This window comes from Micromonospora sp. IBSANI012 (assembly GCF_052814045.1).
In genome coordinates this window covers 2,506,131-2,528,018 of record NZ_CP199933.1, presented here as the reverse complement: position 1 = coordinate 2,528,018, position 21,888 = coordinate 2,506,131, and the positions used below count along the sequence as shown (strand labels likewise).

The 21,888-nt window shown below is 74.4% G+C and carries 24 protein-coding genes; 12 read left to right on the top strand and 12 right to left on the bottom strand.

The features are described 5' to 3' along the window. Window positions 1-92: 92 nt before the first annotated feature. A complete protein-coding gene (gene thrS, locus ACTWM8_RS11580; RefSeq protein WP_446213817.1) occupies window positions 93-2,099 on the bottom strand; it encodes a threonine--tRNA ligase in 2,007 nt (668 codons plus the stop codon). A 211-nt stretch (window positions 2,100-2,310) separates the two neighbouring features. Here thrS and ACTWM8_RS11575 point away from each other — a divergent pair, with 211 nt between their 5' ends. Beyond that, a complete protein-coding gene (locus ACTWM8_RS11575; protein ID WP_446213816.1) occupies window positions 2,311-3,168 on the top strand; it encodes a DUF1775 domain-containing protein in 858 nt (285 codons plus the stop codon). Window positions 3,169-3,170: 2 nt separating this feature from the next. Here the strand turns inward: ACTWM8_RS11575 and ACTWM8_RS11570 are convergent, their stop codons facing one another. Further along, complete coding sequence (locus tag ACTWM8_RS11570) at window positions 3,171-4,091, bottom strand: ADP-ribosylglycohydrolase family protein (RefSeq protein ID WP_446213815.1); 921 nt, start codon at window positions 4,089-4,091, stop codon at window positions 3,171-3,173. Window positions 4,092-4,164: 73 nt separating this feature from the next. On the opposite strand from ACTWM8_RS11570, the gene ACTWM8_RS11565 reads away from it, so the two are divergent. The 3 genes from ACTWM8_RS11565 (at window position 4,165) to ACTWM8_RS11555 (ending at window position 6,768) form a co-directional block, all read left to right on the top strand. Further along, window positions 4,165-4,854: a response regulator transcription factor gene (locus tag ACTWM8_RS11565; RefSeq protein ID WP_446213814.1), complete on the top strand. Its 690-nt coding sequence runs from the start codon at window positions 4,165-4,167 to the stop codon at window positions 4,852-4,854. A gap of 29 nt (window positions 4,855-4,883) precedes the next feature. Next, window positions 4,884-6,287, top strand: coding sequence for a HAMP domain-containing sensor histidine kinase (locus ACTWM8_RS11560; RefSeq protein WP_446213813.1), 1,404 nt, complete (start codon window positions 4,884-4,886; stop codon window positions 6,285-6,287). A 286-nt stretch (window positions 6,288-6,573) separates the two neighbouring features. Beyond that, the gene (locus tag ACTWM8_RS11555; RefSeq protein ID WP_446213812.1) at window positions 6,574-6,768 is read left to right on the top strand and encodes a hypothetical protein; all 195 of its coding nucleotides are present in this window, start codon (window positions 6,574-6,576) and stop codon (window positions 6,766-6,768) included. Window positions 6,769-6,927: 159 nt separating this feature from the next. On the opposite strand, the gene ACTWM8_RS11550 is transcribed toward ACTWM8_RS11555, so the two are convergent. Then, on the bottom strand, window positions 6,928-7,953 hold the full coding sequence (locus ACTWM8_RS11550) for an adenosine deaminase (protein ID WP_446213811.1): 1,026 nt from the start codon (window positions 7,951-7,953) through the stop codon (window positions 6,928-6,930). Then, complete coding sequence (locus ACTWM8_RS11545; protein WP_446213810.1) at window positions 7,950-8,744, bottom strand: trans-aconitate 2-methyltransferase; 795 nt, start codon at window positions 8,742-8,744, stop codon at window positions 7,950-7,952. The genes ACTWM8_RS11550 and ACTWM8_RS11545 overlap by 4 nt, the downstream gene beginning before the upstream one ends. A gap of 85 nt (window positions 8,745-8,829) precedes the next feature. Here ACTWM8_RS11545 and ACTWM8_RS11540 point away from each other — a divergent pair, with 85 nt between their 5' ends. Together ACTWM8_RS11540 and ACTWM8_RS11535 are read left to right on the top strand one after the other, a co-directional pair. Then, complete coding sequence (locus ACTWM8_RS11540; RefSeq protein ID WP_446213809.1) at window positions 8,830-9,813, top strand: aldo/keto reductase; 984 nt, start codon at window positions 8,830-8,832, stop codon at window positions 9,811-9,813. A gap of 88 nt (window positions 9,814-9,901) precedes the next feature. Beyond that, entirely contained in the window at window positions 9,902-10,096 is a 195-nt protein-coding gene (locus ACTWM8_RS11535; protein ID WP_446213808.1) for a hypothetical protein, read from the top strand. A 149-nt stretch (window positions 10,097-10,245) separates the two neighbouring features. On the opposite strand, the gene ACTWM8_RS11530 is transcribed toward ACTWM8_RS11535, so the two are convergent. From ACTWM8_RS11530 to ACTWM8_RS11500, 7 genes are all read right to left on the bottom strand, one after another. Further along, on the bottom strand, window positions 10,246-10,449 hold the full coding sequence (locus tag ACTWM8_RS11530; protein ID WP_007075740.1) for a cold-shock protein: 204 nt from the start codon (window positions 10,447-10,449) through the stop codon (window positions 10,246-10,248). A 288-nt stretch (window positions 10,450-10,737) separates the two neighbouring features. Further along, window positions 10,738-11,010, bottom strand: a complete 273-nt coding sequence (locus ACTWM8_RS11525; RefSeq protein ID WP_154938246.1) for a DUF4235 domain-containing protein — start codon at window positions 11,008-11,010, stop codon at window positions 10,738-10,740. Further along, window positions 11,007-11,348, bottom strand: a complete 342-nt coding sequence (locus tag ACTWM8_RS11520) for a DUF3618 domain-containing protein (protein WP_377611430.1) — start codon at window positions 11,346-11,348, stop codon at window positions 11,007-11,009. Before ACTWM8_RS11520 ends, ACTWM8_RS11525 begins: the two co-directional genes overlap by 4 nt. Further along, window positions 11,345-11,779, bottom strand: a complete 435-nt coding sequence (locus ACTWM8_RS11515; RefSeq protein WP_446213807.1) for a phage holin family protein — start codon at window positions 11,777-11,779, stop codon at window positions 11,345-11,347. Before ACTWM8_RS11515 ends, ACTWM8_RS11520 begins: the two co-directional genes overlap by 4 nt. Window positions 11,780-11,963: 184 nt before the next feature. Next, the gene (locus tag ACTWM8_RS11510) at window positions 11,964-13,160 is read right to left on the bottom strand and encodes a mechanosensitive ion channel family protein (RefSeq protein WP_446213806.1); all 1,197 of its coding nucleotides are present in this window, start codon (window positions 13,158-13,160) and stop codon (window positions 11,964-11,966) included. Between the two features lie 68 nt (window positions 13,161-13,228). Beyond that, a complete protein-coding gene (locus tag ACTWM8_RS11505; protein ID WP_446213805.1) occupies window positions 13,229-14,050 on the bottom strand; it encodes a DUF1206 domain-containing protein in 822 nt (273 codons plus the stop codon). A gap of 60 nt (window positions 14,051-14,110) precedes the next feature. Then, entirely contained in the window at window positions 14,111-14,476 is a 366-nt protein-coding gene (locus tag ACTWM8_RS11500) for a hypothetical protein (protein WP_446213804.1), read from the bottom strand. Window positions 14,477-14,560: 84 nt separating this feature from the next. On the opposite strand from ACTWM8_RS11500, the gene ACTWM8_RS11495 reads away from it, so the two are divergent. Together ACTWM8_RS11495 and ACTWM8_RS11490 are read left to right on the top strand one after the other, a co-directional pair. Next, window positions 14,561-15,787 carry a cysteine desulfurase-like protein gene (locus tag ACTWM8_RS11495; RefSeq protein WP_446213803.1) on the top strand — a complete coding sequence of 409 codons (1,227 nt, stop codon included), beginning with the start codon at window positions 14,561-14,563 and terminating at the stop codon, window positions 15,785-15,787. Next, window positions 15,784-16,071 (top strand): GNAT family N-acetyltransferase, encoded by a 288-nt coding sequence (locus ACTWM8_RS11490; RefSeq protein WP_179804228.1) that lies wholly within the window; start codon window positions 15,784-15,786, stop codon window positions 16,069-16,071. Before ACTWM8_RS11495 ends, ACTWM8_RS11490 begins: the two co-directional genes overlap by 4 nt. Before the next feature lie 51 nt (window positions 16,072-16,122). Here ACTWM8_RS11490 and ACTWM8_RS11485 read toward each other — a convergent pair whose 3' ends face one another. Continuing rightward, window positions 16,123-17,607, bottom strand: a complete 1,485-nt coding sequence (locus tag ACTWM8_RS11485) for a glycoside hydrolase family 3 protein (RefSeq protein WP_446213802.1) — start codon at window positions 17,605-17,607, stop codon at window positions 16,123-16,125. Between the two features lie 141 nt (window positions 17,608-17,748). Here ACTWM8_RS11485 and ACTWM8_RS11480 point away from each other — a divergent pair, with 141 nt between their 5' ends. From ACTWM8_RS11480 to ACTWM8_RS11465, 4 genes are all read left to right on the top strand, one after another. Further along, a complete protein-coding gene (locus tag ACTWM8_RS11480) occupies window positions 17,749-17,874 on the top strand; it encodes a hypothetical protein (protein WP_255541416.1) in 126 nt (41 codons plus the stop codon). A gap of 77 nt (window positions 17,875-17,951) precedes the next feature. Continuing rightward, the gene (locus ACTWM8_RS11475; protein ID WP_446213801.1) at window positions 17,952-18,902 is read left to right on the top strand and encodes a TIGR03557 family F420-dependent LLM class oxidoreductase; all 951 of its coding nucleotides are present in this window, start codon (window positions 17,952-17,954) and stop codon (window positions 18,900-18,902) included. Between the two features lie 86 nt (window positions 18,903-18,988). Beyond that, window positions 18,989-20,032: an ATP-binding protein gene (locus tag ACTWM8_RS11470; RefSeq protein WP_197700898.1), complete on the top strand. Its 1,044-nt coding sequence runs from the start codon at window positions 18,989-18,991 to the stop codon at window positions 20,030-20,032. Window positions 20,033-20,035: 3 nt separating this feature from the next. Then, window positions 20,036-21,871 carry a vWA domain-containing protein gene (locus ACTWM8_RS11465; RefSeq protein ID WP_446213800.1) on the top strand — a complete coding sequence of 612 codons (1,836 nt, stop codon included), beginning with the start codon at window positions 20,036-20,038 and terminating at the stop codon, window positions 21,869-21,871. The last annotated feature ends 17 nt before the right edge of the window (window positions 21,872-21,888 follow it).

The window sequence follows — 21,888 nt, the reverse complement described above, 5'->3', positions numbered from 1 at the left end:
CCTCGCGCGCACTTTCTGAGAAAGGGGTGGCCATCCGGCGAGGAACAGCCACTCTTTCTCGGAAAGTGCGCGGGGTCTTGGAGTCGGTGGGGTCAGCTCTGGGCGGACGGGCCGGAGTTGGAGCGGGAGCTCACCACGTCCAGCACGTGCGCGACCGCCTCGGCCATCGGCACCCCGTTGCGCTGCGAGCCGTCCCGGTAGCGGAAGGAGACCGTGCCGGCGGCCACGTCGTCGTCGCCGGCGATCACCATGAACGGGATCTTCTGCTGCTGGGCGGTGCGGATCTTCTTCTGCATCCGGTCGTCACCCGCGTCGACCTGGGCGCGGATCCCCTCGGCGCGCAGCGCCGCGACGAAGCCGTGCAGGTAGTCGGTGTGGTCCTCGCGGATCGGGATGCCGACCACCTGCACCGGGGCCAGCCAGGCCGGGAACGCCCCCGCGTAGTGCTCGGTGAGCACGCCGAAGAAGCGCTCGATCGAGCCGAAGAGGGCCCGGTGGATCATCACCGGCCGCTGCCGGCTGCCGTCCGCCGCCTGGTACTCCAGGCCGAACCGCTCCGGCTGGTTGAAGTCGACCTGGATGGTGGACATCTGCCAGGTCCGGCCGATCGCGTCCTTGGCCTGCACCGAGATCTTCGGGCCGTAGAAGGCCGCGCCGCCCGGGTCGGGCACCAGGTCCAGCCCGGACGACTCGGCGGCGGTGCGCAGCGCCTCGGTCGCCTCCGCCCAGTCCTCGTCCGACCCGATGAACTTGGGCGAGTCGTCGCGGGTGGACAGCTCCAGGTAGAAGTCGTCCAGGCCGTAGTCGCGCAGCAGGTCGAGCACGAACGACAGCAGGGTGGACAGCTCGCCGGGCATCTGCTCCCGGGTGCAGTAGATGTGCGAGTCGTCCTGGGTCAGACCGCGGACCCGGGTCAGGCCGTGCACCACGCCGGACTTCTCGTACCGGTAGACCGTGCCGAACTCGAACAGCCGCAGCGGCAGCTCGCGGTAGGACCGCCCGCGCGCCCTGAAGATCAGGTTGTGCATCGGGCAGTTCATCGCCTTGAGGTAGTAGTCCGCGCCCTCCAGCTGCATGGGCGGGAACATCGTCTCGGCGTAGTAGGGCAGGTGCCCGGAGGTCTCGAACAGGTGCGCCTTGGTGATGTGCGGGGTGTTGACGAACTCGTACCCGGCCGCCTCGTGCCGGCGGCGCGAGTAGTTCTCCATCTCCCGGCGGATGATGCCGCCCTTGGGGTGGAAGACCGCCAGGCCCGAGCCGATCTCGTCGGGGAAGCTGAACAGGTCGAGGTCCGCGCCGAGCTTGCGGTGGTCGCGCCGGGCGGCCTCCTCGAGCAGCTTCAGGTACGCCTTCAGCTCGTCCCGGGTCGGCCACGCGGTGCCGTAGACCCGCTGCAGCTGCGGGTTCTTCTCCGACCCCCGCCAGTACGCGGCGGCCGAGCGCATCAGCTTGAACGCGCCGATCAGCCGGGTGGTGGGCAGGTGCGGCCCCCGGCACAGGTCGGACCAGCAGACCTTGTCCTCGTTCGCGGCGAGGTTGTCGTAGATGGTCAGCTCGCCGCCGCCCACCTCCATCACCTCGGAGGAGTCCAGCCCCTCCCCCTTGACGTCGATCAGCTCCAGCTTGAACGGCTCGGCGGCCAGCTCGGCCTTCGCCTCGTCCAGGCTGTTGAAGCGGCGACGGCGGAACCGCTGGCCGGACTTGATGATCTCCTGCATGCGCTTCTCGAGCTTGCTCAGGTCGTCCGGCTGGAACGGCTTGTCGACGGCGAAGTCGTAGTAGAAGCCGTTCTCGATGGGCGGGCCGATGCCGAGCTTGGCCTCGGGGAAGACGTCCTGCACGGCCTGGGCGAGCACGTGCGCCGTCGAGTGGCGCAGCACGTTGAGCCCGTCCGGCGAGTCGAGGGTGACCGGCTCGACGCTGGTCTGCTCGGCCGGCTTCCAGTCCAGGTCGCGCAGCACGCCCTGCGGGTCGCGGACCACCACGATCGCCTTCGGCCCGGCCATCGGCAGCCCGGCCGCGGCCACCGCGTCGGCCGCCGTGGTCCCGGCGGCGACGACGACGGGGTCGGCCACGACGGGGGTACGGGGTGCGGACACGGTGACTCCTCAGCTGCAGACGGTACGGATGCTGCCGGTTCCGGCTCCTTGCGATGCTATCGGTCGCCCGTTTCCGCCCGGTCGTCGGGAAAGGATGGGCCCGCGTGTCCCGCCCGCCGCGCAGATCGTGCCGGCGCGGATTGAACCTTTCCGACCCGCGATCCGAACTACCCGGTGTGGCCGGAAACCGGAGCCGGCCGCGTGGAGACGGATGGGGGCACAGATGGCGATCACCCGCAACGGCGGCCGGTGGGCGGGTCTCGTGCTGGCCGCCGCGGTCGCCGGGGCGTTGGCCTGGCCGGGCGCGGCGCTGGCGGCGGACGTGACGACCACGCCGACGCAGGCGAGCCAGGGCGACGCGGTGGAGCTGACCTTCGTGGTGCCGGAGGAGCGGCCCGGCGCGCGCACCGAGAAGATCGAGGTCAAGCTGCCCCCGGACGCGCCGATCGGGGAGGTCTACCCGTTGTCGGTGGACGGCTGGGCGCCCCTGATCACCTCCCGCGACCTGGACGCCCCGGTGGCCGGCATCCACGCGCCCTCGGTGACCACGGTGACCGCCGCGGTGGTCTGGACCCGGGCCGCCGGCAAGCCGCAGCCCGGCCCCGCCCGGCTCGCCCTGGCGATGGGCCCGCTGCCGCAGGCCGACCGGATGAGCTTCGAACTGGTGCAGACGTACTCCGACGGCACGGTGGTGCGTTGGGCCGACCCGGCCGGTGGCGCGCACCCGGCCCCGACCCTGGCCCTGCTTCCGGCGGCCCCCGGGGCGGCGACCGGACACGGCCACGGCGGCCCGGACGCCGCGCCGGCCGACGGCGGGGACGAGGCGGCGGCCGACCCGGGCGCGGAGGACGGCGGTCCGAGCGCGGACGTGCTGCTCGGCGGCGGGCTGCTGATCGGCCTGGGCGGTGGCGCCCTGGTCGGCTGGGCGGTGAGCCGGGCACGGCACCGGGCCGAGCCGGCGGACGACGTCGAGGGCGACCAGCCCGACGGCGAGCCGTCGACGGACGAGCAGCCCGAGGGCGAGCGCTCGACCGCCGGCGTGCGGGACGAGCCGGTGGGGTCGCGCTGAGTTCAGCGCGCCCAGTCCGGCAGCGGCTCCCGCGCCGCCAGCCAGCCGTCGGGCACCCCGCCCGGCGTACCGACCCCGGTGTGGGCGGCGACGATTGCGCCGACGATCGCGGCGGTGGTGTCGATGTCCCCGCCCGCCTCGACGCAGGCGCGGATCGCCGCCGGGTAGTCGTCGAGGTGGGTGGCGGCGACCCAGAGGGTGAAGGGCACGGTGTCCTGGGCGGTCACCCGGGAGCCGTTGCCGAGCGCCTCGACGACCGCCGGGAGCGCCCGGCCGAGCAGCCCGACGGCGCGGCGTACCCGGCGGTGCACCTCGGCGGCCGGGTCCAGCGCGGCGGCGACCGCGGCGAGCAGCCGGGCCGGGTCGGGGCGGTCGCCGTCCAGGCGGGCCCGGGCGGCGAGCGCGGCGGCCACGGCCACCGCCACGGCGCCGGCGATCCCCTCCGGGTGGGCGTGGGTGACCTCGGCGGAGGCGCGGGCCTGCGCCGCCGCGCGGGTGGTGGAGTCGGCGAACCAGGCGCCCAGCGGCCCGACCCGCATCGCGGCGCCGTTGCCGCAGGAACCCTCCCCGTCGAACGCCGACGCGGCGGCCACCGGCCAGGGCGTGCCGGTGCGGATCAGGCGCAGGATCGTCACCGCGCCCGGCCCGTATCCCCGGTACGGCTCGCAGCGCTCGGCGAAGGCGAGCGCCAGCCGGTCCCGGTCGATGCCGCCGTACTCGGCGAGTTCGGCGACGACCGAGCAGGCCATCTCGGTGTCGTCGGTCCACTGCCAGGGCGGCGGGGGGAGCTGGCCGGCTGCCATGTCGTCCGGGTGCCGGCCCGGTACGAAGAACTGCGATCCGAGGGCGTCGCCGACGGAGAGACCGGTGAGACTGTCCCGGGCCAGGGCCAGCCGGGTGTCGGGAAACAGGGTGAACGTCATCGTCGTGCCAGCTTGCCCGGTGCGCGAGCCCTCCGCAACGCGATCAACTTGCCACGGGCAGTACGGTGCTGACGTGGCCACCGTGCTCCTGGTCGAAGACGACCACGTCGTACGCGGCGCGATGCTGCGTTCCCTCAGCGAGCGGGGGCACGCGGTACACGCCGTCGGCACGGCGCTGGACGCGCTGCGCCGGGTCGCCGCCGAGACCCCCGACCTCGTCGTACTCGACCTCGGCCTGCCCGACCTGGACGGCTCGGACGCGCTGCGGATGCTGCGCGGCATCACCGACGTACCGATCATCATCGCCACCGCCCGCGACGACGAGCAGTCGGTGGTCCGGCTGCTGCGGGGCGGCGCGGACGACTACATGGTCAAACCGTTCACCGGCGCGCACCTGGACGCCCGGATCACCACCGTGCTGCGCCGGGTCGGCCGGGCCAGCCGGACGGTGCAGCCGGCGGTGCACACGGTGGGCGGCCTGCGGGTGGACGTGGGCGAGCGCAGCGCGGTGCTCGACGGGGAGCCGCTGGCGCTGACCCGCAAGGAATTCGACCTGCTGGCGTATCTCGCCGCACGACCCGGCCGGGTAGTGTCCCGGCGGGAGCTCTTGGAGGAGGTATGGCGGCAGCCGTCGGTCGGCGAGGACCAGACCATCGACGTTCACCTGTACTGGCTACGCCGAAAGATGGGCGAGTCCGCGGCGAAGCCGCGCTACCTGCGCACCGTGCGGGGGGTGGGCTTCCGACTGGTGGCCCCGGACTGAGGCTGGCGCTGGCCTACCTCACGGCCGGCATGTGCGCGCTGGTCGCGCTGGCGTTCCTGATCCCGCTCGGGGTGAGCCTGCGCGACGACGTCCGCGACGAGGCGCTGGCCGACGCGGCGCGGCGCAGCGCGCTGGTCACCGGGGCGCTCGCGGTCAGCACCGAACCGGTGGCCGTGCGGCGGGCCGTGGAGGCCACCGGGGACGACCCGGCGACCCGGCCGGTGGTGCACGGGCTGGGCGGGGACGAGACGGCCGGCCGGGCCGCCGAGGCGGACCTGCAACGGGCCCGTACGGAGAAGCGGTCGGTGGTCACCGACGTCTCCGGCGGGGTGCTGCGGTTGGACCCGGTGGTGCTCGACGGCCGGGTGGCGGTGGTGGAGGTGTTCGTCCCCGAGGCCGACCTCGACGAGGGCTCCGGCGGCACCTGGCTGCTGCTGACCGCCGTCGCCGTTGCCCTGGTCGGCGCCGCCGTGATCGTGGTGGACCGGGTGGCGGCCCGCGCGGTCGACTCCACCCGGGGGCTGGTCAAGGCTGCCCTGGCCGTCGGCGACGGCGACCTGGGCGTACGCGTCGAGCCGAGCGGCCCGCGGGAGCTGGCCGAGGCCGGGTACGCGTTCAACCGGATGGCCGACCGGCTGGTCGCCTCGCGCACCGACGAGCGGGAGCTGGTGGCGGACCTGTCGCACCGGCTGCGGACGCCGCTGACGGTGCTGCGGCTGGACGCCGAGGGGTTGGACTCCGACGACACCAGCGTCGGCTCGTTCAGCCCGGCCGAGCTGGACCGGCGGCGCACGATCCGGCGCATCCGGCAGGCGATCGTCACCCTCGAGGGTGAGATCGACGTGCTGATCAAGACCACCCGCAAGGCGGTGGCGCACGAGGCCGGGCCGGCGGAGTGCGACGTCAGCGAGGTGGTCCGGGATCGGATGGTGTTCTGGGCGGCGCTGGCCGGCGACCAGAACCGGCCGCACGGGGTGAGCGGCGCCCAGCTGCGCATCCCCGCGCCGGTGCCGCGCGCCGAGCTGGCCGCCGCGCTGGACGCGGTGATCGGCAACGTGTTCCGCTACACCCCGCAGGGGACGGCGTTCGAGGTGGCGGTCTCCCGCCGGGACGGCTACGTGGCGATCCGGATCGACGACGCCGGCCCCGGCATCGCCAACCCGGACCGGGCGCTGCGCCGGGGCGCCAGCGACCAGGGCTCCACCGGCCTGGGGCTGGACATCGCCAAGCGGGTGGCGTTGCAGGCGAACGGTTCGGTGAGCATCGACCGGGCCCGGCTGGGCGGGGCCAGCGTGGTGATGCTGCTGGCCGACCCGGAGGCGACGCCCCGGCAGGTCAACCGCTTCGGGCTGGTCGGCCGGATGGCCCGGGAGGCCCGGGAGCAGAAGACCGGCGGGCGCCGGTGGCCCCGGCAGCGTCCCGCCGACGACTGACCCACCACGACCGGCAGCGCTGTTCCGGCGACCGGGACGCCCTCGGCGGCGAGGCGGGCGGGCGCTGGTTGTGCGGTGGCGCAAGTCTTCCTTAGATCCGGATTAACGCGGGCGCCGGCGCGGCCGGACGCTGCCAGGATCAGGGAGAACCCATCAGCTCCACCGGTCTTGTCGCCCCTGACAACTGCCGGCCGGTGGAGCCCGAGCGCGCGGCGGGGGCACGGTCCCCCCACACCCGCTCCCGCCGCGCGCCCCACCTCTCACCGACAGTCGTGAGGTGAGCCCGATGAGCCCGTCCGTGACCCGGCTGCTGCGCTGGGCCGCCGTGGTCGGCGCGGGTATCGCCCTCACCCTCGCGCTCTGGCAGGACCCGGTGCTGGCGGACGGCGTCGCCCCGCCCGCCACCCGGACGCCGACCGCCGCGACACCGGTCGCGCTCACCGCCCCGACCGCTCTCGAACTGGCCGCCTCGGAGCCCTGATGCTCCGGCGGGGACCGGCGCCGGCCGGCCGCCGGCGCGCCCCGACCGCCGCGCCAACCGCTCTCGGCCGGCCCCCTCCGGGCCCAGATGCTCGGCCGGGGACCAGCGCCGGCGCGGCCCGGCCGACCTGGGCCCGGCCGCGCGACGTACCCCGCGGGCTCAGCGCGTCCCGGTTGCCAACCAGGCGTCGATCTCGGCGCTGATCCGGGCCTTCTCGCCCGGTTCGAGGAACGAGGCGGTCACCCCGTCCCGGGCCAGCGCGGCCACCCCCTCGGGGCCGACGTCGAGCAGCGCGGCGGCCACCGCGTACTCGTCGTTGAGGGTGGTGCCGAACATCGGCGGGTCGTCGGAGTTGATGCTGACCAGCACGCCGGCGTCGACCAGCCGCCGCAGCGGGTGCTCCTCCAGCCGCGCCACGGCCCGGGTACGAACGTTGGAGGTCGGGCAGACCTCCAACGCGATCCGGTGCTCGGCCAGGTACGCCAGCAGCTCCGGGTCCTCGGCGGCGGAGATCCCGTGCCCGATCCGCTCGGCGCCCAGGTCGCGCAGGGCGTCCCAGACCGTCTGCGGGCCGGTGGTCTCCCCCGCGTGCGGCACCGAGCGCAGCCCGGCCGCCCGGGCCTGGTCGAAGTACGGCTTGAACTGCGGCCGGGGCACCCCGATCTCGGGGCCGCCGAGGCCGAAGCTGATCAGCCCGTCCGGCCGCTCCTCCAGGGCGATCCGCAGGGTCTCCTCGGCCGCCGGCAGTCCGGCCTCGCCGGGGATGTCGAAGCACCAGCGCAGGGCGATGCCGAAGTCGGCCTCGGCCCGCTTGCGGGCGTCCTCGATCGCCTCGCAGAACGCCGGGGCGGGGATGCCTCGGCGCACGTGCGAGTACGGGGTGATGGTCAGTTCGGCGTACCGGACCTGCTGGCGGGCCAGCTCGCGGGCCACCTCGTGGGTGAGGATCCAGACGTCCTCCGGGTCGCGGATCAGGTCCACGACGCTGAGGTACACCTCGATGAAGTGGGCGAAGTCGCGGAACGCGAAGTAGTCGACGAGCGCGGCCGGGTCCGCCGGGACCGGGCTGCGCCCCTCGTGCCGGGCGGCCAGCTCGGCGACGATGCGGGGCGAGGCGGAGCCGACGTGGTGCACGTGCAGCTCCACCTTGGGCAGCCCGGCGATGAAGGTGGGCAGGTCGGTCACAGGTTCTCCTCTGCGCGGGCGCCGGTACGGGCGACGGTGAAGATCCGGCGGAACGGGAAGTACACCTGGCCCTGCCGCACCGGGTACGCCTCGGCGAGGCGTACCCCCAGCTCGGCCCGGAAGTCCGCCCAGCCGGCGGCGTCCAGCGCGGCCCGGACCGGTCGCAGCGCGGTCCCCTCCATCCAGGCCAGCACCGGGTGGTCGGCGGCGGGGTCGGCCGGCAGCAGGTGCACGTAGACAGTCTCCCAGGCGTCGACCGCGCAGCCGGCGGCGGCCAGCGACGCGGCGTACCCGACGGCGTCGTCGACCGGGGTCTCACGCAGCAGCGGCGCCAGCGTGGCGGCCCAGCGGTCCCGGCGGGCGACCTCGCGCAGCGCCCGGTGCGAGGGGGCGTCGAAGTTGCCGGGGACCTGGAACGCCAGCCAGGCGCCGGCGGGCAGCTCGCGGGCCCAGCGGGCGAGCAGCTCCCGGTGCTCCGGCACCCACTGGAGCACGGCGTTGCAGACGACCACGTCGACGTCGGGTGCGGGCCGCCAATCCCGGACGTCACCGACGGCGAACTCGACCGGGGCGGCCAGGGCGGCGGCCCGGTCGATCATCTCCGGGGACGAGTCGAGGCCGCGGATCTCGGCGGCCGGCCAGCGGGCGGCAAGGGTGGCGGTCAGGGTGCCGGGCCCGCAGCCGAGGTCGACCACGGCGCGCGGCCGGTCGGCCGGGACGCGGGCGACGAGGTCGTGGAACGGGCGGGACCGTTCGTCGCCGTAGCGCAGGTAGGTCGTCGGATCCCACATCGCTGCCTCCAAACCGTACGTACGTCTTGCTATGACCCTACGGCCCGCGCTGCGGTCCGGCAAGGCGATCACTAGGCTCGGTCCGATGGAACAGCGCAGTTTCGACCGGCTCGGCCGGCGGGTGGGTGTGATCGGCCTCGGCGCCTGGCAGCTCGGCGCCGACTGGGGCCGGGTCAGCGAGAGCGACGCCCTGGCCGTGCTCGCCGCCGCCGTGGACTCCGGAGTGACCTTTCTGGACACCGCCGACGTCTACGGCGACGGTCGCAGCGAGCAGCTGATCGGGCGGTTCCTGCGCGAGCGGCCCGGGCCCGGCCTGACCGTGGCCACCAAGATGGGCCGCCGGGTGGAGCAGACGCCCGAGGCCTACACCCTGGAGAACTTCCGGGCCTGGACCGACCGGTCCCGCGCCAACCTCGGCACCGACACCCTGGACCTGGTCCAGCTGCACTGCCCGCCCACCGCCGTCTTCGCCGACGACCGGGTCTTCGACGCCCTCGACACGCTGGTCGCCGAAAAGCGGGTCGCCGGGTACGGGGTCAGCGTGGAGACGTGCGACCAGGCGCTCACCGCCATCGCCCGGCCCGGGGTCGCCAGCGTGCAGATCATCCTCAACGCCGTCCGGCTCAAGCCCCTGGAGCGGGTGCTGCCGGCCGCCGCCGCGGCCGGGGTCGGCATCATCGCCCGGGTGCCGCTGGCCAGCGGCCTGCTCTCCGGCCGGTACGACGAGCGCACCACCTTCGCCGCCGACGACCACCGCACCTACAACCGGCGCGGGGAGAGCTTCGACGTCGGCGAGACCTTCTCCGGCGTCGACTACGACCTCGGCCTGGCGGTCGTGCGGCGGCTCGCCCCGCTGGTCGGCACGGACCGCACGATGGCCCAGTTCGCGCTGCGCTGGATCATCGACCAGCCGGGCGTCACCGTGGTCATCCCCGGCGCGCGCGACGCCGCGCAGGCGCGGGGCAACGCCGCCGCGGCCGACCTGCCGCCGCTGACCGCCACCGAGCGGGACACGGTCCGGGCGGTCTACGACGAGCTGGTCCGTGCCCGGGTGCACGACCGGTGGTGAGCCGCGCCGGGGCGGTGCTCGCGTACCGGCCGGACGGGCCGCATGCTGACCGGAGGCCGGGACCACCGGCGCGGGTGAGGAGGAACCGATGAGGGGCTGGCTGACGCTCACCCTCGGGCTGCTGGCCGTGGTGGCCGGAGCGGTGTGGACGGTGCAGGGCCTCGGGTACGTTGGCGGCAGCGTGATGACCGACCAGCGGATCTGGGCGGTGGTCGGCCCGGTGGTGATCCTGATCGGACTCGTGGTGCTCTGGCGGGGCCTCAAGGCCCGCCGCCGCACCTGACCGAACCGGGCGGCGAGCGCTCGGCGGGCGTGCGGTCGCCGGCACCGGGCCCGGACACGCGGAAAGCCCCGCGTCCCTGCAGGACACGGGGCTTCTCGTCGATCCGGGGGGCCGGATCACCCGGGCCGGCGGCTGCCGACCGGCACTACTCAGATGGGGCGGACCTGCTCGGCCTGCGGACCCTTCTGACCCTGGGCGATCTCGAACTCCACCCGCTGGTTCTCCTCCAGCGTGCGGTAGCCGCTGGTCTGGATGGCCGAGAAGTGGACGAACACGTCAGCACCCCCGCCGTCGACGGTGATGAAGCCGAAGCCCTTGTCAGCGTTGAACCACTTCACGGTTCCCTGCGCCATGTGTATCTCCTTCTAAAACTGGCGGCCGAGCACGCCGTGCGGCCGATTGGCCGTTTTCGAGCAGCGGCGCCTGAGGCGGCCCCCACGAAGGAGACTTCTCTCAACCCACGCCATCTCGCAACAGCCGGGCCAGCTTAACCACGTACGCAAAAACTCTGCACAGACTACCGGACGAAATTCTCCGACATGTGACCTGACGGATGCCGAAGATCGCTGGGCGGGTGCCCGAGGCCGTGCGAAAGGCCCCCCACCCGTCGATGCGAGAGGGGGGCCTTCGAGCTCTGCGACTCAGTCCGGCCAGCGGCCGGTCAGCCGTCGTACGCCGACCGCGCCGCCGCGGTCCACAGCGGCCCGGACGACGGCGAAGATGGCGCCCTGCAACGCCGCCGCGGCCAGGATCTCGCCCCAGCCACGGTCCTCGTCGGTGGCGCTCGGGGCCTCGCCGTCGCCGGCCGTCATCGTCCAGACCTGCCGGAAGATCGCCCCGGCGACCGTACCGGCGGCCAGCCCGAGCATCACCCCGACGGGCTTGTACGCGGCCCTGCCGATGCCCCTGCTCATCTGCGCCTCCCCCGGACGATCAGCAGCACGACCACCGCCGCCACGGCACCGGCCGCCACCGTCGCCCACGGCATCGGATTGCGCCGGACCACCGCACCCTTCTCCGACGCCTGTGCCCGCGCCACGTCCGCCTTCTGCGCCGCCTGCCCGCGCACCCGGGCGACGGTCTGCGCGGCCTGCTCGAGCATCCGCTCCTTCGCCTGGCCGGCGGACTCCCGCAGCCGGGCCTTCACGTCGGCCCTGGCGGCCAACAACTCCATCGTCTCGCCCAACTCCACCCGGGTACGCCGGATCTCCTCGCGGAGCGCCTCGGCATCGCCGGTCCCGTTGCCCGTCATGCCCGTCCCCTGTCCTTCACCGCTGCGGTGACGACGTCCACGTCCGCCCGGAGGCTCTGCACCGTCGACGCCGGCATCGGGGGGACCGCCTGGCTGACCTGCTTCTTGCCGATCAGGGCGAGCACCCCGGCGATCAGGAAGAGCGCCACCGCCACGATCAGGGCGGCCAGCCACGCCGGCATGACCAGGTCCAGCAGCAGCACCGCCGTGACGACCAGCGCGCCCAGCCCGTAGAAGGCCAGCGCCCCACCCCCGCCGAAGAGACCGATTCCGATCCCGGCGTGCTTGCCCTTCCGGGTCAACTCCGCCCGGGCCAGCGCCAACTCGTCCCGTACGAGGCGGGAGACCTGCTCGGTGGCCCGCTGCACCAGTTCGGCGGTGGACGGCTCGCTCCCGGTCCGGGACGTCTGTTGGTTCGCGACGTCAGCCATGCTGTCCTCCTTTCATCATCACCGCGCTGTATGCCCGGAGTCGCCGCACGTCAATCCTGCGCGCAGTGACCAACCACATCTGACCGCAGGTGGACCCGCAATTCCGGCGAAACGCGAAAGCCGGTACGACGAAGCACCCGCCGACGGCGCGCGGGCCGGTCGGCGGGTGCGGTGGAGGGGTGGTTCAGCGGCGGGAGTCGGCGTGCTCCTCGGGGCCGACGAAGGCCTCGCTGCGGGCGTCGCCGTCGTGGCTGCCGCCGAAGACGCGGGCGTCGTCGGGCACCTCCGGCTCCTGGAGCCGGCGCACCGGCCGGCGGGGCTGCGCCCACTGCCAGGACAGGGCGCCGGAGGCGTCGCCGATCTCGGTGCGGGTCCGGGGCAGGGCCGTGGGGCGGTGGTCCCGGATCCAGCCGACCAGGTGCTCGCGGACCAGGCAGCGCAGGTCCCAGAGGCTGCCCGCGTCGGCGGCGCTGACCAGCGCCCGGACGGTGATCGCGCCGCCGGTCGCGTCGGTCACCTGGAGCACGCAGACCCGGCCGTCCCACAGCTCGGTGCTCTCGACCAGGCGGCGCAGTTCCTCGCGCATCGCCTGCACCGGGATCGCCCAGTCCACCTCGAACTCGGCGGTGCCGAGGACGGCGGCCTCGGTGCGGGTCCAGTTCTGGAACGGCTTGCTGGTGAAGTACGAGGTGGGCAGGATCAGCCGGCGGTCGTCCCAGATCTGCACCACCACGTAGCTCAGGGTCAGCTCCTCGATCCGGCCCCACTCCCCCTCGACCACGACCACGTCGTCGAGGCGTACCGCGTCGCTGAAGGCGAGCTGGAGGCCGGCGATGACGTTGCCGAGCAGGCTCTGGGCGGCCAGCGCGGCGACCACACCCACCACACCGGCGGAGGTGAGCACACCGGCGCCGATGCCGCGTACGGCGGGGAAGGTCATCAGCATCACGCCGACCGTCAGCACCACGATCACCGCGACGGTCAGCCGGCGCAGCAGCACCACCTGGGTGCGGACCCGGCGGGCGTGGCGGTTGTTCGGCACGTCCACCCGGAACCGGGCCAGGGCGGTGTCCTCGGCCGCGACCAGCAGCGCGGCGACCAGCCAGGCCACGGCGGCGACCACGGCCAGCACCAGGGCGTGCAGCACCACCTGCCGCCAGGGCGTGCCGACGGCGTACCCGGTGGTGAACCGGACCGCGAACTGGACGGCGAGGACAGTGCCGGCCATCTGGAACGGGCGGTGCGCGTGCTCGGTGAGCTCGGTCATCAGCAGCGAGCCCCGGCCGAACCGCCGGATCACCCGGTGCACCACCTCGACCAGCAACAGGGCGATCGCCGCCGCGGCAGCCGCGGCGGCGATCGTCTCCAGGTAGTCCTGCACGCTCTCTCCCTCCGGCCGGGCTTCGGGCAAAGGCCCTATGGTGCCCGGTGTTTCAGGAATCGACCAGCTCAGACCCTGCGGTACCGGGACTGGAGGAAGCAGTAGATCCCGAAGGCGGCGATGCCGAGCGCCATCAGGGCCAGGACGAACGGGCCCCACGGCTGGTCCCGCAGGGTACGCAGGGCGGCGTCGAGCCCGCGCGCCTTCTCCGGGTCGTACTTGACGGCGGCGACGACGACCAGGATGCCGGCGACGGCGAAGACGGCGCCCCGGGCAATGTAGCCGGCCATACCCAGGCGACGGGCCAGGGTGCGGGTCTTCGGGCTCATCTCGCCGATCTTGAGATTGCGCTCGAACTTCTTCTTGAACCCGTAGATCATCATCCCGATGCCGACGGCGGCGAGCACCAGGCCGGCCAGCCCGACCAGCCAGCGGCCCCCGGTCGAGGTCATCAGCTTCTCCGAGAGGGCCTGCTGCTGGTCGGAGGCGTTGGCGCTGGCGTCCTGGACGACCTTGATCGCGGTCCAGGCGAGCCAGAGGAAGACGATCGTGCGCACGACAGAGGTGACCCGCTCGAAGAGCCGGTCCTTGTCGCGCAGCGCGCGGTGGCCGACGGCGGCCTCCAGCGCCTGCCAGATCGCCATGGCGATCAGACCGACCGCGATGGCGACGAGCAGGAACTTGCCCATGGGCTGGGCGCCCAGGGTACGCAGCGCGCCGTTCTGGTTGCCCTCCTCCCCGGAGTTGCCGAAGGCGATCTGCAGGGCGAGCCAGGCGAAGAGCAGGTGCACGACCCCGTAGCCGATGAAACCGGCCCGGGCGAGGAGTTCCAGCCAGCGGCTGTCCGCGGTGCGGGCGGCGGCGGCTTCGGCGTTCCCGGTGAGAGACATGGCGCCACAATCTCCGATCGCGAAGATTCCCAAACGTGGCGCGGCCCCGCCCCGGGCGGCTCAGCTGCTGCTGTTGCGCGCCACGCGGATCTTGACCTGCTGGTCGGTGACGCTGTCCAGGGTGACCGCGAAGCCGCCCACCTCGGTGGCCTGCTGGCCGACGGTGAGGGAGAGCTGCTCGCCGGCGACCTCGACGGTGACCTGGTCGCCCTGGGCCCCGACCAGCTTGGCCTCGACGCCGAGGACGTTCGCCTTGGCGTCGACGCCCCGGTCGAAGGTGACCGTGCAGGCGTCCAGGCCGCAGTCGGTGTCGGCGCCCTCGGAGCTGCAGCCGACGAGTACGGCCACGCCGAGCGCCAGGCCGGCGAGCAGGCCGGCAACGCGGCGGGTTGGGGTGGACGGGGAGGTAGCGGATCGCGTCGTCACGCGACCAAGGGTACGAGACGGCGACGAGACGGCACCGCCCGCGTGATCATCGGGCGCCCCGGGGCCGCGCGTTAGGGTCCGGTCATGCCGTTCGACATCGCCCGGACCCGGGCCGCCTACCCCGCCCTGACCGAGGGTTTCGCCCACTTCGACGGTGCCGGCGGCACCCAGACCCCGCAATCGGTGATCGACGCGGTCAGCGCGGCGATGGGCACCGCGCTCGGCAACCGCACCCCCGCCTTCACGCCCGGCCGCCGGTCGCTGGAGCTGGTCGACGCCGCCCGCGCCGCGGTGGCCGACCTGCTCGGCGCGGCGCCGCGCGGGGTGGTGCTCGGGCCGAGCGCGACCGCGCTGACGTACACGCTGGCCCGGACCCTGGGCGCGACCTGGCGCCCCGGCGACGAGGTGGTGGTCTCCCGGCTCGACCACGACGCGAACGTGCGGCCCTGGGTGCAGGCGGCCCTGGCGGCCGGCGCGACCGTGCGCTGGGCGGAGTTCGACCCGGCCACCGGTGAGCTGCCCGCCGGCCAGTACGCCGAGCTGGTCGGCGAGCGGACCCGGCTGGTCGCGGTGACCGCCGGCAGCAACGCCGTCGGCACGATGCCGGACGTGCCGGCGATCGCCAAGACCGCGCACGCGGCCGGGGCGCTGGTCTGCGTCGACGGGGTGCACTCCGTGCCGCACGGCCCGACCGACCTCGCCTCGACCGGCGCGGACTTCCTGGTCACCAGCGCCTACAAGTGGTCCGGCCCGCACCTGGCCGCGATGGTGGCCGACCCGGCCCGCTGGGAGTCGCTGCGCCCGGCCAAGCTGATCCCCTCCTCCGACGCGGTGCCCGACCGGTTCGAGGCCGGCACCCCGAGCTTCCCGCTGCTGGCCGGGGTGGCCGCCGCGGTGGACCACCTGGCCGGGCTGGACCCGACCGCCACCGGCGACCGGCGGGAGCGGGTCCGGGCCGGACTGGCCGCCGCCCAGGCGTACGAGGAGACGCTCTTCGACCGGCTGCTGGCCGGGCTGGCCGACAACCCCGCGGTGACCGTGTACGGGTCCGCCGCGCGGCGCTGCCCGACGGTGTCGTTCCGGCTCGCCGGCTGGTCCCCGGCCGGGCTGGCGGCGGCGCTGGGCGAGGCGCGGCTCTGCCTCTCCTCCGGCGACTACTACGCCTACGAGTACTTCCAGGCGATGGGGCTGCGGGAGACCGGCGGTGCGGTCCGGGCCAGCGTCTACCACTACAACACGGCCGACGAGGTGGACCGGTTGCTCACCGAACTGCACACCCTGGCCCGGCAGCGGGAGACAATGGGCCGGTGAGCTTCCTGGTCGAGGAGAACCCCGCCAAGCACCGCTTCGAGATCCTGGTCGACGACGCGCTGGCCGGCTTCACGGCGTACCTGCCGCGCGGCGAGGTCCGGATCTTCACCCACACCGAGGTGCGCCCGGAGTTCCAGGACATGGGGGTCGGCGCCGCGCTGGTTCGGGCCACCCTGGACCAGGTGCGTGAGCAGGGCGGCCGGTTGGTGCCGCAGTGCCCGTTCGTGCGGGCGTACATCGAGCGGCACCCCGAGTACGCCGACCTGGTCTTCGAGCCGGCCTGACCGCCACCGCCGCACCGGACGATCGTCGCTCGGTGCGGCGGGGCGAAGTGGTCAGCGAGGGCCGGCGAGCAGTTCCGCGACGGCCCGCGCGCCGGCCCGGGTGGCGCCGTGGGTGGCCACGTGCACCCGGCCGACGATCAGTTCGGGCACGCCCAGCTCGACCACGACCGCGTCCGGACGGGCGGCGAGGGCCCGCTCGACGGCGGACCGCATCCAGTCGTGCCGGTGCAGGTCGCGGACGACCAGCACGACCGGCCGGCCGCCGGCCCCGGCCGTGGGGTCCGCCGGCACCTCGAACTCGGCGAACCGGGCGGTGGTGGTGCCGGGCCGCAGCGCGGCCAGCGGGGCGGCGATGCCCCAGGGGGTCTCCGGGCCGATGGCGATGTTGCGCGGCGGGGCGAACTCCACCACGTGGGCGGGGGCGACCAGCGGCAGGGCGGCGGTGGCGCCGCTGACCCGCAGCGCCCGGCGCGCGGCGGCCAGGCCGACCGGCGAACCGTCGTGGGCCGGCACGCTCCCCGCCGGACGGTCGGCGCGGGCGGCCACCGTCCAGGCGGCGAGCTGACCGACCCGCTTGGCCGCCTCGGCGAGCCGTTCCTCGGGCAGCTCCCCGGCCATGACGGCGGCGACGATGGCGTCGCGCAAGTGGCGGGCGGCGTCCTCGTCGGCCCGTTCCCCGCCAACGCAGACCGCGTCGGCCCCGGCGGCGAGGGCGCGCACGGCGGCGCCCGCGAAGCCGTACCGGTCGGTGACCGCCCGCATCTCCACCGCGTCGGTGATCACCACGCCGGAGAAGCCCAGCTCCTCGCGGAGCAGATCGCCGAGGATGCGGGGGCTGAGGGTGGCGGGCAGTTCCTCGTCGAGGGCGGGCACGAGCAGGTGCCCGGTCATCACGGCCTGCACCCCGGCCGCCACGGCGGCCCGGAACGGGACCAGCTCGCCGGCGTCGAGGCGGGCCCGGCTGGCCCCGATGCGGGGCAGGTCGTGGTGCGAGTCGACCCGGGTGTCGCCGTGGCCGGGGAAGTGCTTGGCGCAGGCGGCGACGCCGGCGGACTGCAGGCCGCGTACCCAGGCGGCGGTGTGCCGGGCGACCAGCTGGGGGTCGGCGCCGAAGGACCGGACGCCGATCACCGGGTTGGCCGGGTTGTTGTTGACGTCGGCGTCCGGGGCGTAGTTGAGGGTGACGCCGAGCGCGGCGAGGTCGGCGCCGAGGTCCCGGGCCACCTCCTCGGTCAGCGCCGGGTCGTCGACCGCGCCCAGGGCGAAGTTGCCCGGGCGGGAGCTGCCCAGCGCCGACTCGATCCGGGTGACGTCGCCGGCCTCCTCGTCGATGGCCACCAGCACGTCCGGGCGTTCGGCGCGCAGGGTCGCGGTGAGCTCGGCGAGCTGGCCGGGATCGACGACGTTGCGGGCGAACAGGACCACCGAGCCGAGCCCCTCGCCGAGCCAGCGGCAGACCCAGTCGGGCGGGCTGGTGCCGACGAACCCGGGCTGCAGGACGGCGGCCGCCAGGCCCGCCAGGTTGCGCTCGCTCATGCGGCCCCCGTACCCCCGTGTGGTCATCCGACGGCCGGTCGCCGTCGCGGTGCTGCCATGGTCACACCGGGCCAGGAAATAGTCAATAAACCTTACTGTTACCGTCTGGCGTCCTCCGGAGCGGCGTGCGACAGTGCGGGAATGGATCTGCTGCCGCTCGCCGACGCCACCTCGCCGGCCGACGTCCCCGGCGTGCGCCTGCTCGGCGTGGTGGTCGGCGGCCTGCTGCTGCTCGCCGCCATCCGGGCCATGTTCGGCCGCCGCTGACTGATCCCCCGAGTCCCGGGTAGGGCATCCCCGGTCAGCCCAGCGCGACCGGCGCCGGGCGACGGCGAGGGGGAAAGATGAAGATCGGCTACTTCCTGTCCAGTGAGGAGTTCACCCCGGCGGAACTGCTGGAACAGGCGCGCGGCGCCGAACGGGCCGGGTTCGAGGCGCTGTGGATCTCGGACCACTACCACCCGTGGGTGGACGCGCAGGGGCAGAGCCCCTTCGTCTGGTCGACCATCGGCGCGCTCAGCCAGGTCTGCTCGCTGCCCGTCACCACCGCGGTGACCTGCCCGACCGTCCGCATCCACCCGGCGGTGCTGGCCCAGGCCGCGGCCACCAGCGCGGTTCTGCACTCCGGGCGCTTCGTGCTCGGCGTCGGCTCCGGCGAGGCGCTCAACGAGCACATCCTCGGCGACGCCTGGCCACAGACCGACGTCCGGCTGGAGATGCTGGAGGAGGCGGTCGAGGTGATGCGCGAGCTGTGGCGCGGCGAGTTCGTCAACCACCACGGCAAGCACTACACCGTCGAGCACGCCCGGGTCTACACGCTGCCGGACACGCCTCCGCCGGTCTACGTCTCCGGCTTCGGCCCCAAGGCGATCGACCTGGCCGCCCGGATCGGTGACGGTTACGTCAGCGTCATGCCCGACGCCGACAGGGTCCGCCGGTTCCGGGAGAACGGCGGCGGCGACAAGCCGTGCCAGGCCGGCTTCAAGGCGGCGTACGCGGACAGCGAGAAGGAGGGCGCGCGGCTGGCGTACGAGAAGTGGCCGAACGCCGGGGTGCCGGGCGAGCTGTCCCAGGTGCTGCCCTCCCCGCGCCACTTCGAGCAGGCCGCCCAGCTGGTCAAGCCGGAGATGATGAAGAAGTCGTTCGTCTGCGGCAACAGCGCCGACGCGCACCTGGAGATGATCGACCGGTACGCCAAGGCCGGCTTCGACGAGGTCTACGTGGCCAACACCGGCCCGCACATCCAGGGCCTGTTCGACCTCTACCAGCGCGAGGTGCTGCCCCGCCTGCGCTGACCCGGGACATCCGGGCCGGGCCCGATATTCGGGTGCGCCGCCCGGTCCCCACCTCGATCATGATCGGCGTGCACTCCGCCCTCACGGTGACCCCGGCCGAACTGCCCGCGCTGCTGCTGCACGTCGCGGTGGTCCGGCCCGTCTTCGTCTGGGGCGCGCCGGGCATCGGCAAGAGTTCCCTGGTCCGGGCCTTCGCCGATTCGCTCGGCCTGCCCTGCGTGACGCTGGTCGGCACCCAGCTCGCCGCCGAGGACCTGATCGGCGTGCCGGAGCTGCGCGACGGGCGCAGCCGCTTCGCCCCGCCCGAGTCGATCGCCCGCACCGAGCCGTACTGCCTCTTCCTCGATGAGCTGAACTCCTCCAGCCCGGAGGTGCAGAAGGCGTTCTACTCGCTGATCCTGGACCGCCGGATCGGCTCGTACGAGCTGCCGGCGGGCTCGATCGTGATCGGCGCCGGCAACCGGGCCACCGACAACGCGCTCGCCCGGCCGATGGCGTCCGCCCTGGTCAACCGGCTGGTGCACGTGCACCTGCGGGCCTCGGCCACCGACTGGCTGGCCTGGGCGGCCGGCGCGGGCCTGCACCCGTGGGTGCTGGACTACCTGACCGAGCGCCCGGACCAGCTGTGGGTGGCGCCGCCGAAGACCGAGGAGCCGTTCTCCACCCCGCGCAGCTGGCACATGCTCTCCGACGCGCTGCGCTCCTTCGGCGAGGGCGTCGACGAGGCGACCGTCCGGCTGCTGGCGGCCGGCACGCTGACCGGGCAGCACGCGGCCGGCTTCACCGCGTACGTCAAGACGGTGCGCCACCGGTACGGCCTGGACGCCATCGTCCGGGGCGACGCCGGCTGGCCGCGCGCGGCGACCGACCGGGACCTGCTCTACTTCTTCGCCGAGGCGTTCCGGGCGCGGCTGGTCAAGGAGCTGCCCGCCGACCGGGACCACGCCTCCCGCCCGGTCCGCGACTTCGCCCTGCGCGCCAAGGGCCTGCTGGTCGAGCTGGCCGAGATCTCCCTGGAGTGCGCCCAGCTGGTCGTCGCCACCGACGACGACGGGATGCCGGTGCTGCCGGCGTGGTTCCTGGTCGAGGTGACCCGGGACCTGCCCCGGCTCGTCGCCGCCCGGGCCTGAGCGGTGGCCGCCCGCCGCGCCGGCCGCCGGCCGGACCCGAACGAGGAGGCGTTCCGCAAGGCCAGGCAGCGGGTGACCACGCACCCGATGTTCCGGCCGCTCTGCTCCGGCGCCGCGCGCAACGCCTGGTTCGCCTGGTCCGACGACGACGAACTCGCCGACCAGCGGGGGTGGGCGCGGGTCCGCGAGGACGGGAAGGTCGTGGTCAACCGGCGGCGCCGCGCCGACGCCGACGAGTGGTACCCGGTGCTGGTGCACTGCCTGCTGCACCTCGGCTTCGGCCACCTCGACCCGGAGCGGGAGGGCCCGGCCGACCGGGCCGAGCAGGCGGCCGCCTGCCTGGTGGTGGCCCGGTTCCAGCACGACGCCAAGCTGGGCCGGCCGCCGGGCGAGCTGCCCATCCCGCTGCCCGCCGGTGACGAGGCCCGGCTGGCCGCCCGGTGGCGGGAGAGCGGCGTTCCCGACGGGTACGCCGACTGCGGCGTCGGCGGGCACGGCGGTGACCTCGACCGCCGCCCCCGGCCACCCGACCGGTACGGCTGGCGGCCGCCGCCCGGCGTCCGCTGGCAGACCTGGCCGGAGCGGTTCGCGGTGGGGCTGGCGGCGGCGGCCAGCGCGGCGGTGGAGGAGGCCGGGGCGCCGAAGCCGGGCCCCGGGGGTGTCACCCGGGACAACCCCTGGGAGCGGGCGCGGCGCTGGTTCGTCTCGTCGTACCCGTTGCTGGGGGCGCTGGCGGCGGGCTTCCGGATCGTCGCCGACGTGGAGCTGGCCCGGTCCTGGGACATCGCGGTCGCGGCGGTCGACGCGCACGCCGGGGAGATCTACGTCAACCCGCTGCGGGCGATGCCGGAGGAGGAGTGCCGGTTCGTCCTGGCCCACGAGATGCTGCACGCCGCGCTGCGGCACGCCGACCGGGTGGCGCACCGCGACCCGTTCCTGTGGAACGTCGCCACCGACTACGTCATCAACGGCTGGCTGGTGGAGATGGGCGTCGGCGTCATGCCGGACGGGCTGCTGCACGACCCGCAGCTGCGCGGGCTGTCGAGCGAGGCGGTCTACGACCGGATCGCCACCGACCTGCGCCGGCACCGCCGGCTCGCCACCCTGCGCGGCACCGGGCTGGGCGACATGCTGGGCGAGCGGACGCCCGGGCCCGGCGAGGCCCGCCGCGCGGTCGACCTCGACGAGTACTACCGTCGCGCGCTGACCAGCGGGTTGGCGTTCCACGAGTCGGCCGGGCGCGGCCTGCTGCCGGCCGGCCTGGTGGCCGAGATCCGGGTGCTCGACGCGCCGCCCCCGCCGTGGGACGTGCAGCTGGCCCGCTGGTTCGACGAGCACTTCCCGGCCCGCGAGCGGCAGCGGTCGTACGCCCGCCCGTCCCGCCGCCAGGCGAGCACCCCGGGTATCCCCCGGCCCGGCTGGCACCGCCCGGAGGAGCGGGAGCGCCGCGCCACGTTCGGGGTGGTGCTGGACACCTCGGGGTCGATGAGCGCCCGGCTGATGGGGCGGGCGCTCGGCGCGGTCGCCTCGTACGCGCTGGCCCGGGACGTACCGGCCGCCCGGGTGGTGTTCTGCGACGCGGTGGCCTACGACGCCGGCTACCTGCCGGTGGAGGAGATCGCCGGCCGGGTGCGGGTACGCGGCCGGGGCGGCACCGTGCTGCAGCCCGGGATCCGGCTGCTGGAACGGGCCGAGGACTTCCCGTCGGACGGCCCGATCCTGGTCGTCACCGACGGGGAGTGCGACGTGCTGCGGATCCGGCGCGACCACGCGTTCCTGGTGCCGGCGGGCGCCCGGCTGCCGTTCACCCCGCGCGGCCCGGTCTTCCGGATGACCTGACCGGCTCCGTGCCGGCG

Excerpts from the sequence above, each read along its gene's own strand:
- ACTWM8_RS11560 (WP_446213813.1), top strand. The coding sequence starts at position 4,884 with ATGTGCGCGCTGGTCGCGCTGGCGTTCCTGATCCCGCTCGGGGTGAGC.
- ACTWM8_RS11525 (WP_154938246.1), bottom strand. The coding sequence starts at position 11,010 with ATGAGCAGGGGCATCGGCAGGGCCGCGTACAAGCCCGTCGGGGTGATG.
- ACTWM8_RS11475 (WP_446213801.1), top strand. The coding sequence starts at position 17,952 with ATGAAGATCGGCTACTTCCTGTCCAGTGAGGAGTTCACCCCGGCGGAA.
- ACTWM8_RS11530 (WP_007075740.1), bottom strand. The coding sequence starts at position 10,449 with ATGGCGCAGGGAACCGTGAAGTGGTTCAACGCTGACAAGGGCTTCGGC.
- ACTWM8_RS11480 (WP_255541416.1), top strand. The coding sequence starts at position 17,749 with ATGGATCTGCTGCCGCTCGCCGACGCCACCTCGCCGGCCGACGTCCCC.
- ACTWM8_RS11575 (WP_446213816.1), top strand. The coding sequence starts at position 2,311 with ATGGGGGCACAGATGGCGATCACCCGCAACGGCGGCCGGTGGGCGGGT.
- ACTWM8_RS11545 (WP_446213810.1), bottom strand. The coding sequence starts at position 8,744 with ATGTGGGATCCGACGACCTACCTGCGCTACGGCGACGAACGGTCCCGC.
- ACTWM8_RS11520 (WP_377611430.1), bottom strand. The coding sequence starts at position 11,348 with ATGACGGGCAACGGGACCGGCGATGCCGAGGCGCTCCGCGAGGAGATC.
- ACTWM8_RS11505 (WP_446213805.1), bottom strand. The coding sequence starts at position 14,050 with ATGTCTCTCACCGGGAACGCCGAAGCCGCCGCCGCCCGCACCGCGGAC.
- ACTWM8_RS11570 (WP_446213815.1), bottom strand. The coding sequence starts at position 4,091 with ATGACGTTCACCCTGTTTCCCGACACCCGGCTGGCCCTGGCCCGGGAC.
- ACTWM8_RS11485 (WP_446213802.1), bottom strand. The coding sequence starts at position 17,607 with ATGAGCGAGCGCAACCTGGCGGGCCTGGCGGCCGCCGTCCTGCAGCCC.
- ACTWM8_RS11495 (WP_446213803.1), top strand. The coding sequence starts at position 14,561 with ATGCCGTTCGACATCGCCCGGACCCGGGCCGCCTACCCCGCCCTGACC.
- ACTWM8_RS11540 (WP_446213809.1), top strand. The coding sequence starts at position 8,830 with ATGGAACAGCGCAGTTTCGACCGGCTCGGCCGGCGGGTGGGTGTGATC.
- ACTWM8_RS11555 (WP_446213812.1), top strand. The coding sequence starts at position 6,574 with ATGAGCCCGTCCGTGACCCGGCTGCTGCGCTGGGCCGCCGTGGTCGGC.
- ACTWM8_RS11515 (WP_446213807.1), bottom strand. The coding sequence starts at position 11,779 with ATGGCTGACGTCGCGAACCAACAGACGTCCCGGACCGGGAGCGAGCCG.
- ACTWM8_RS11535 (WP_446213808.1), top strand. The coding sequence starts at position 9,902 with ATGAGGGGCTGGCTGACGCTCACCCTCGGGCTGCTGGCCGTGGTGGCC.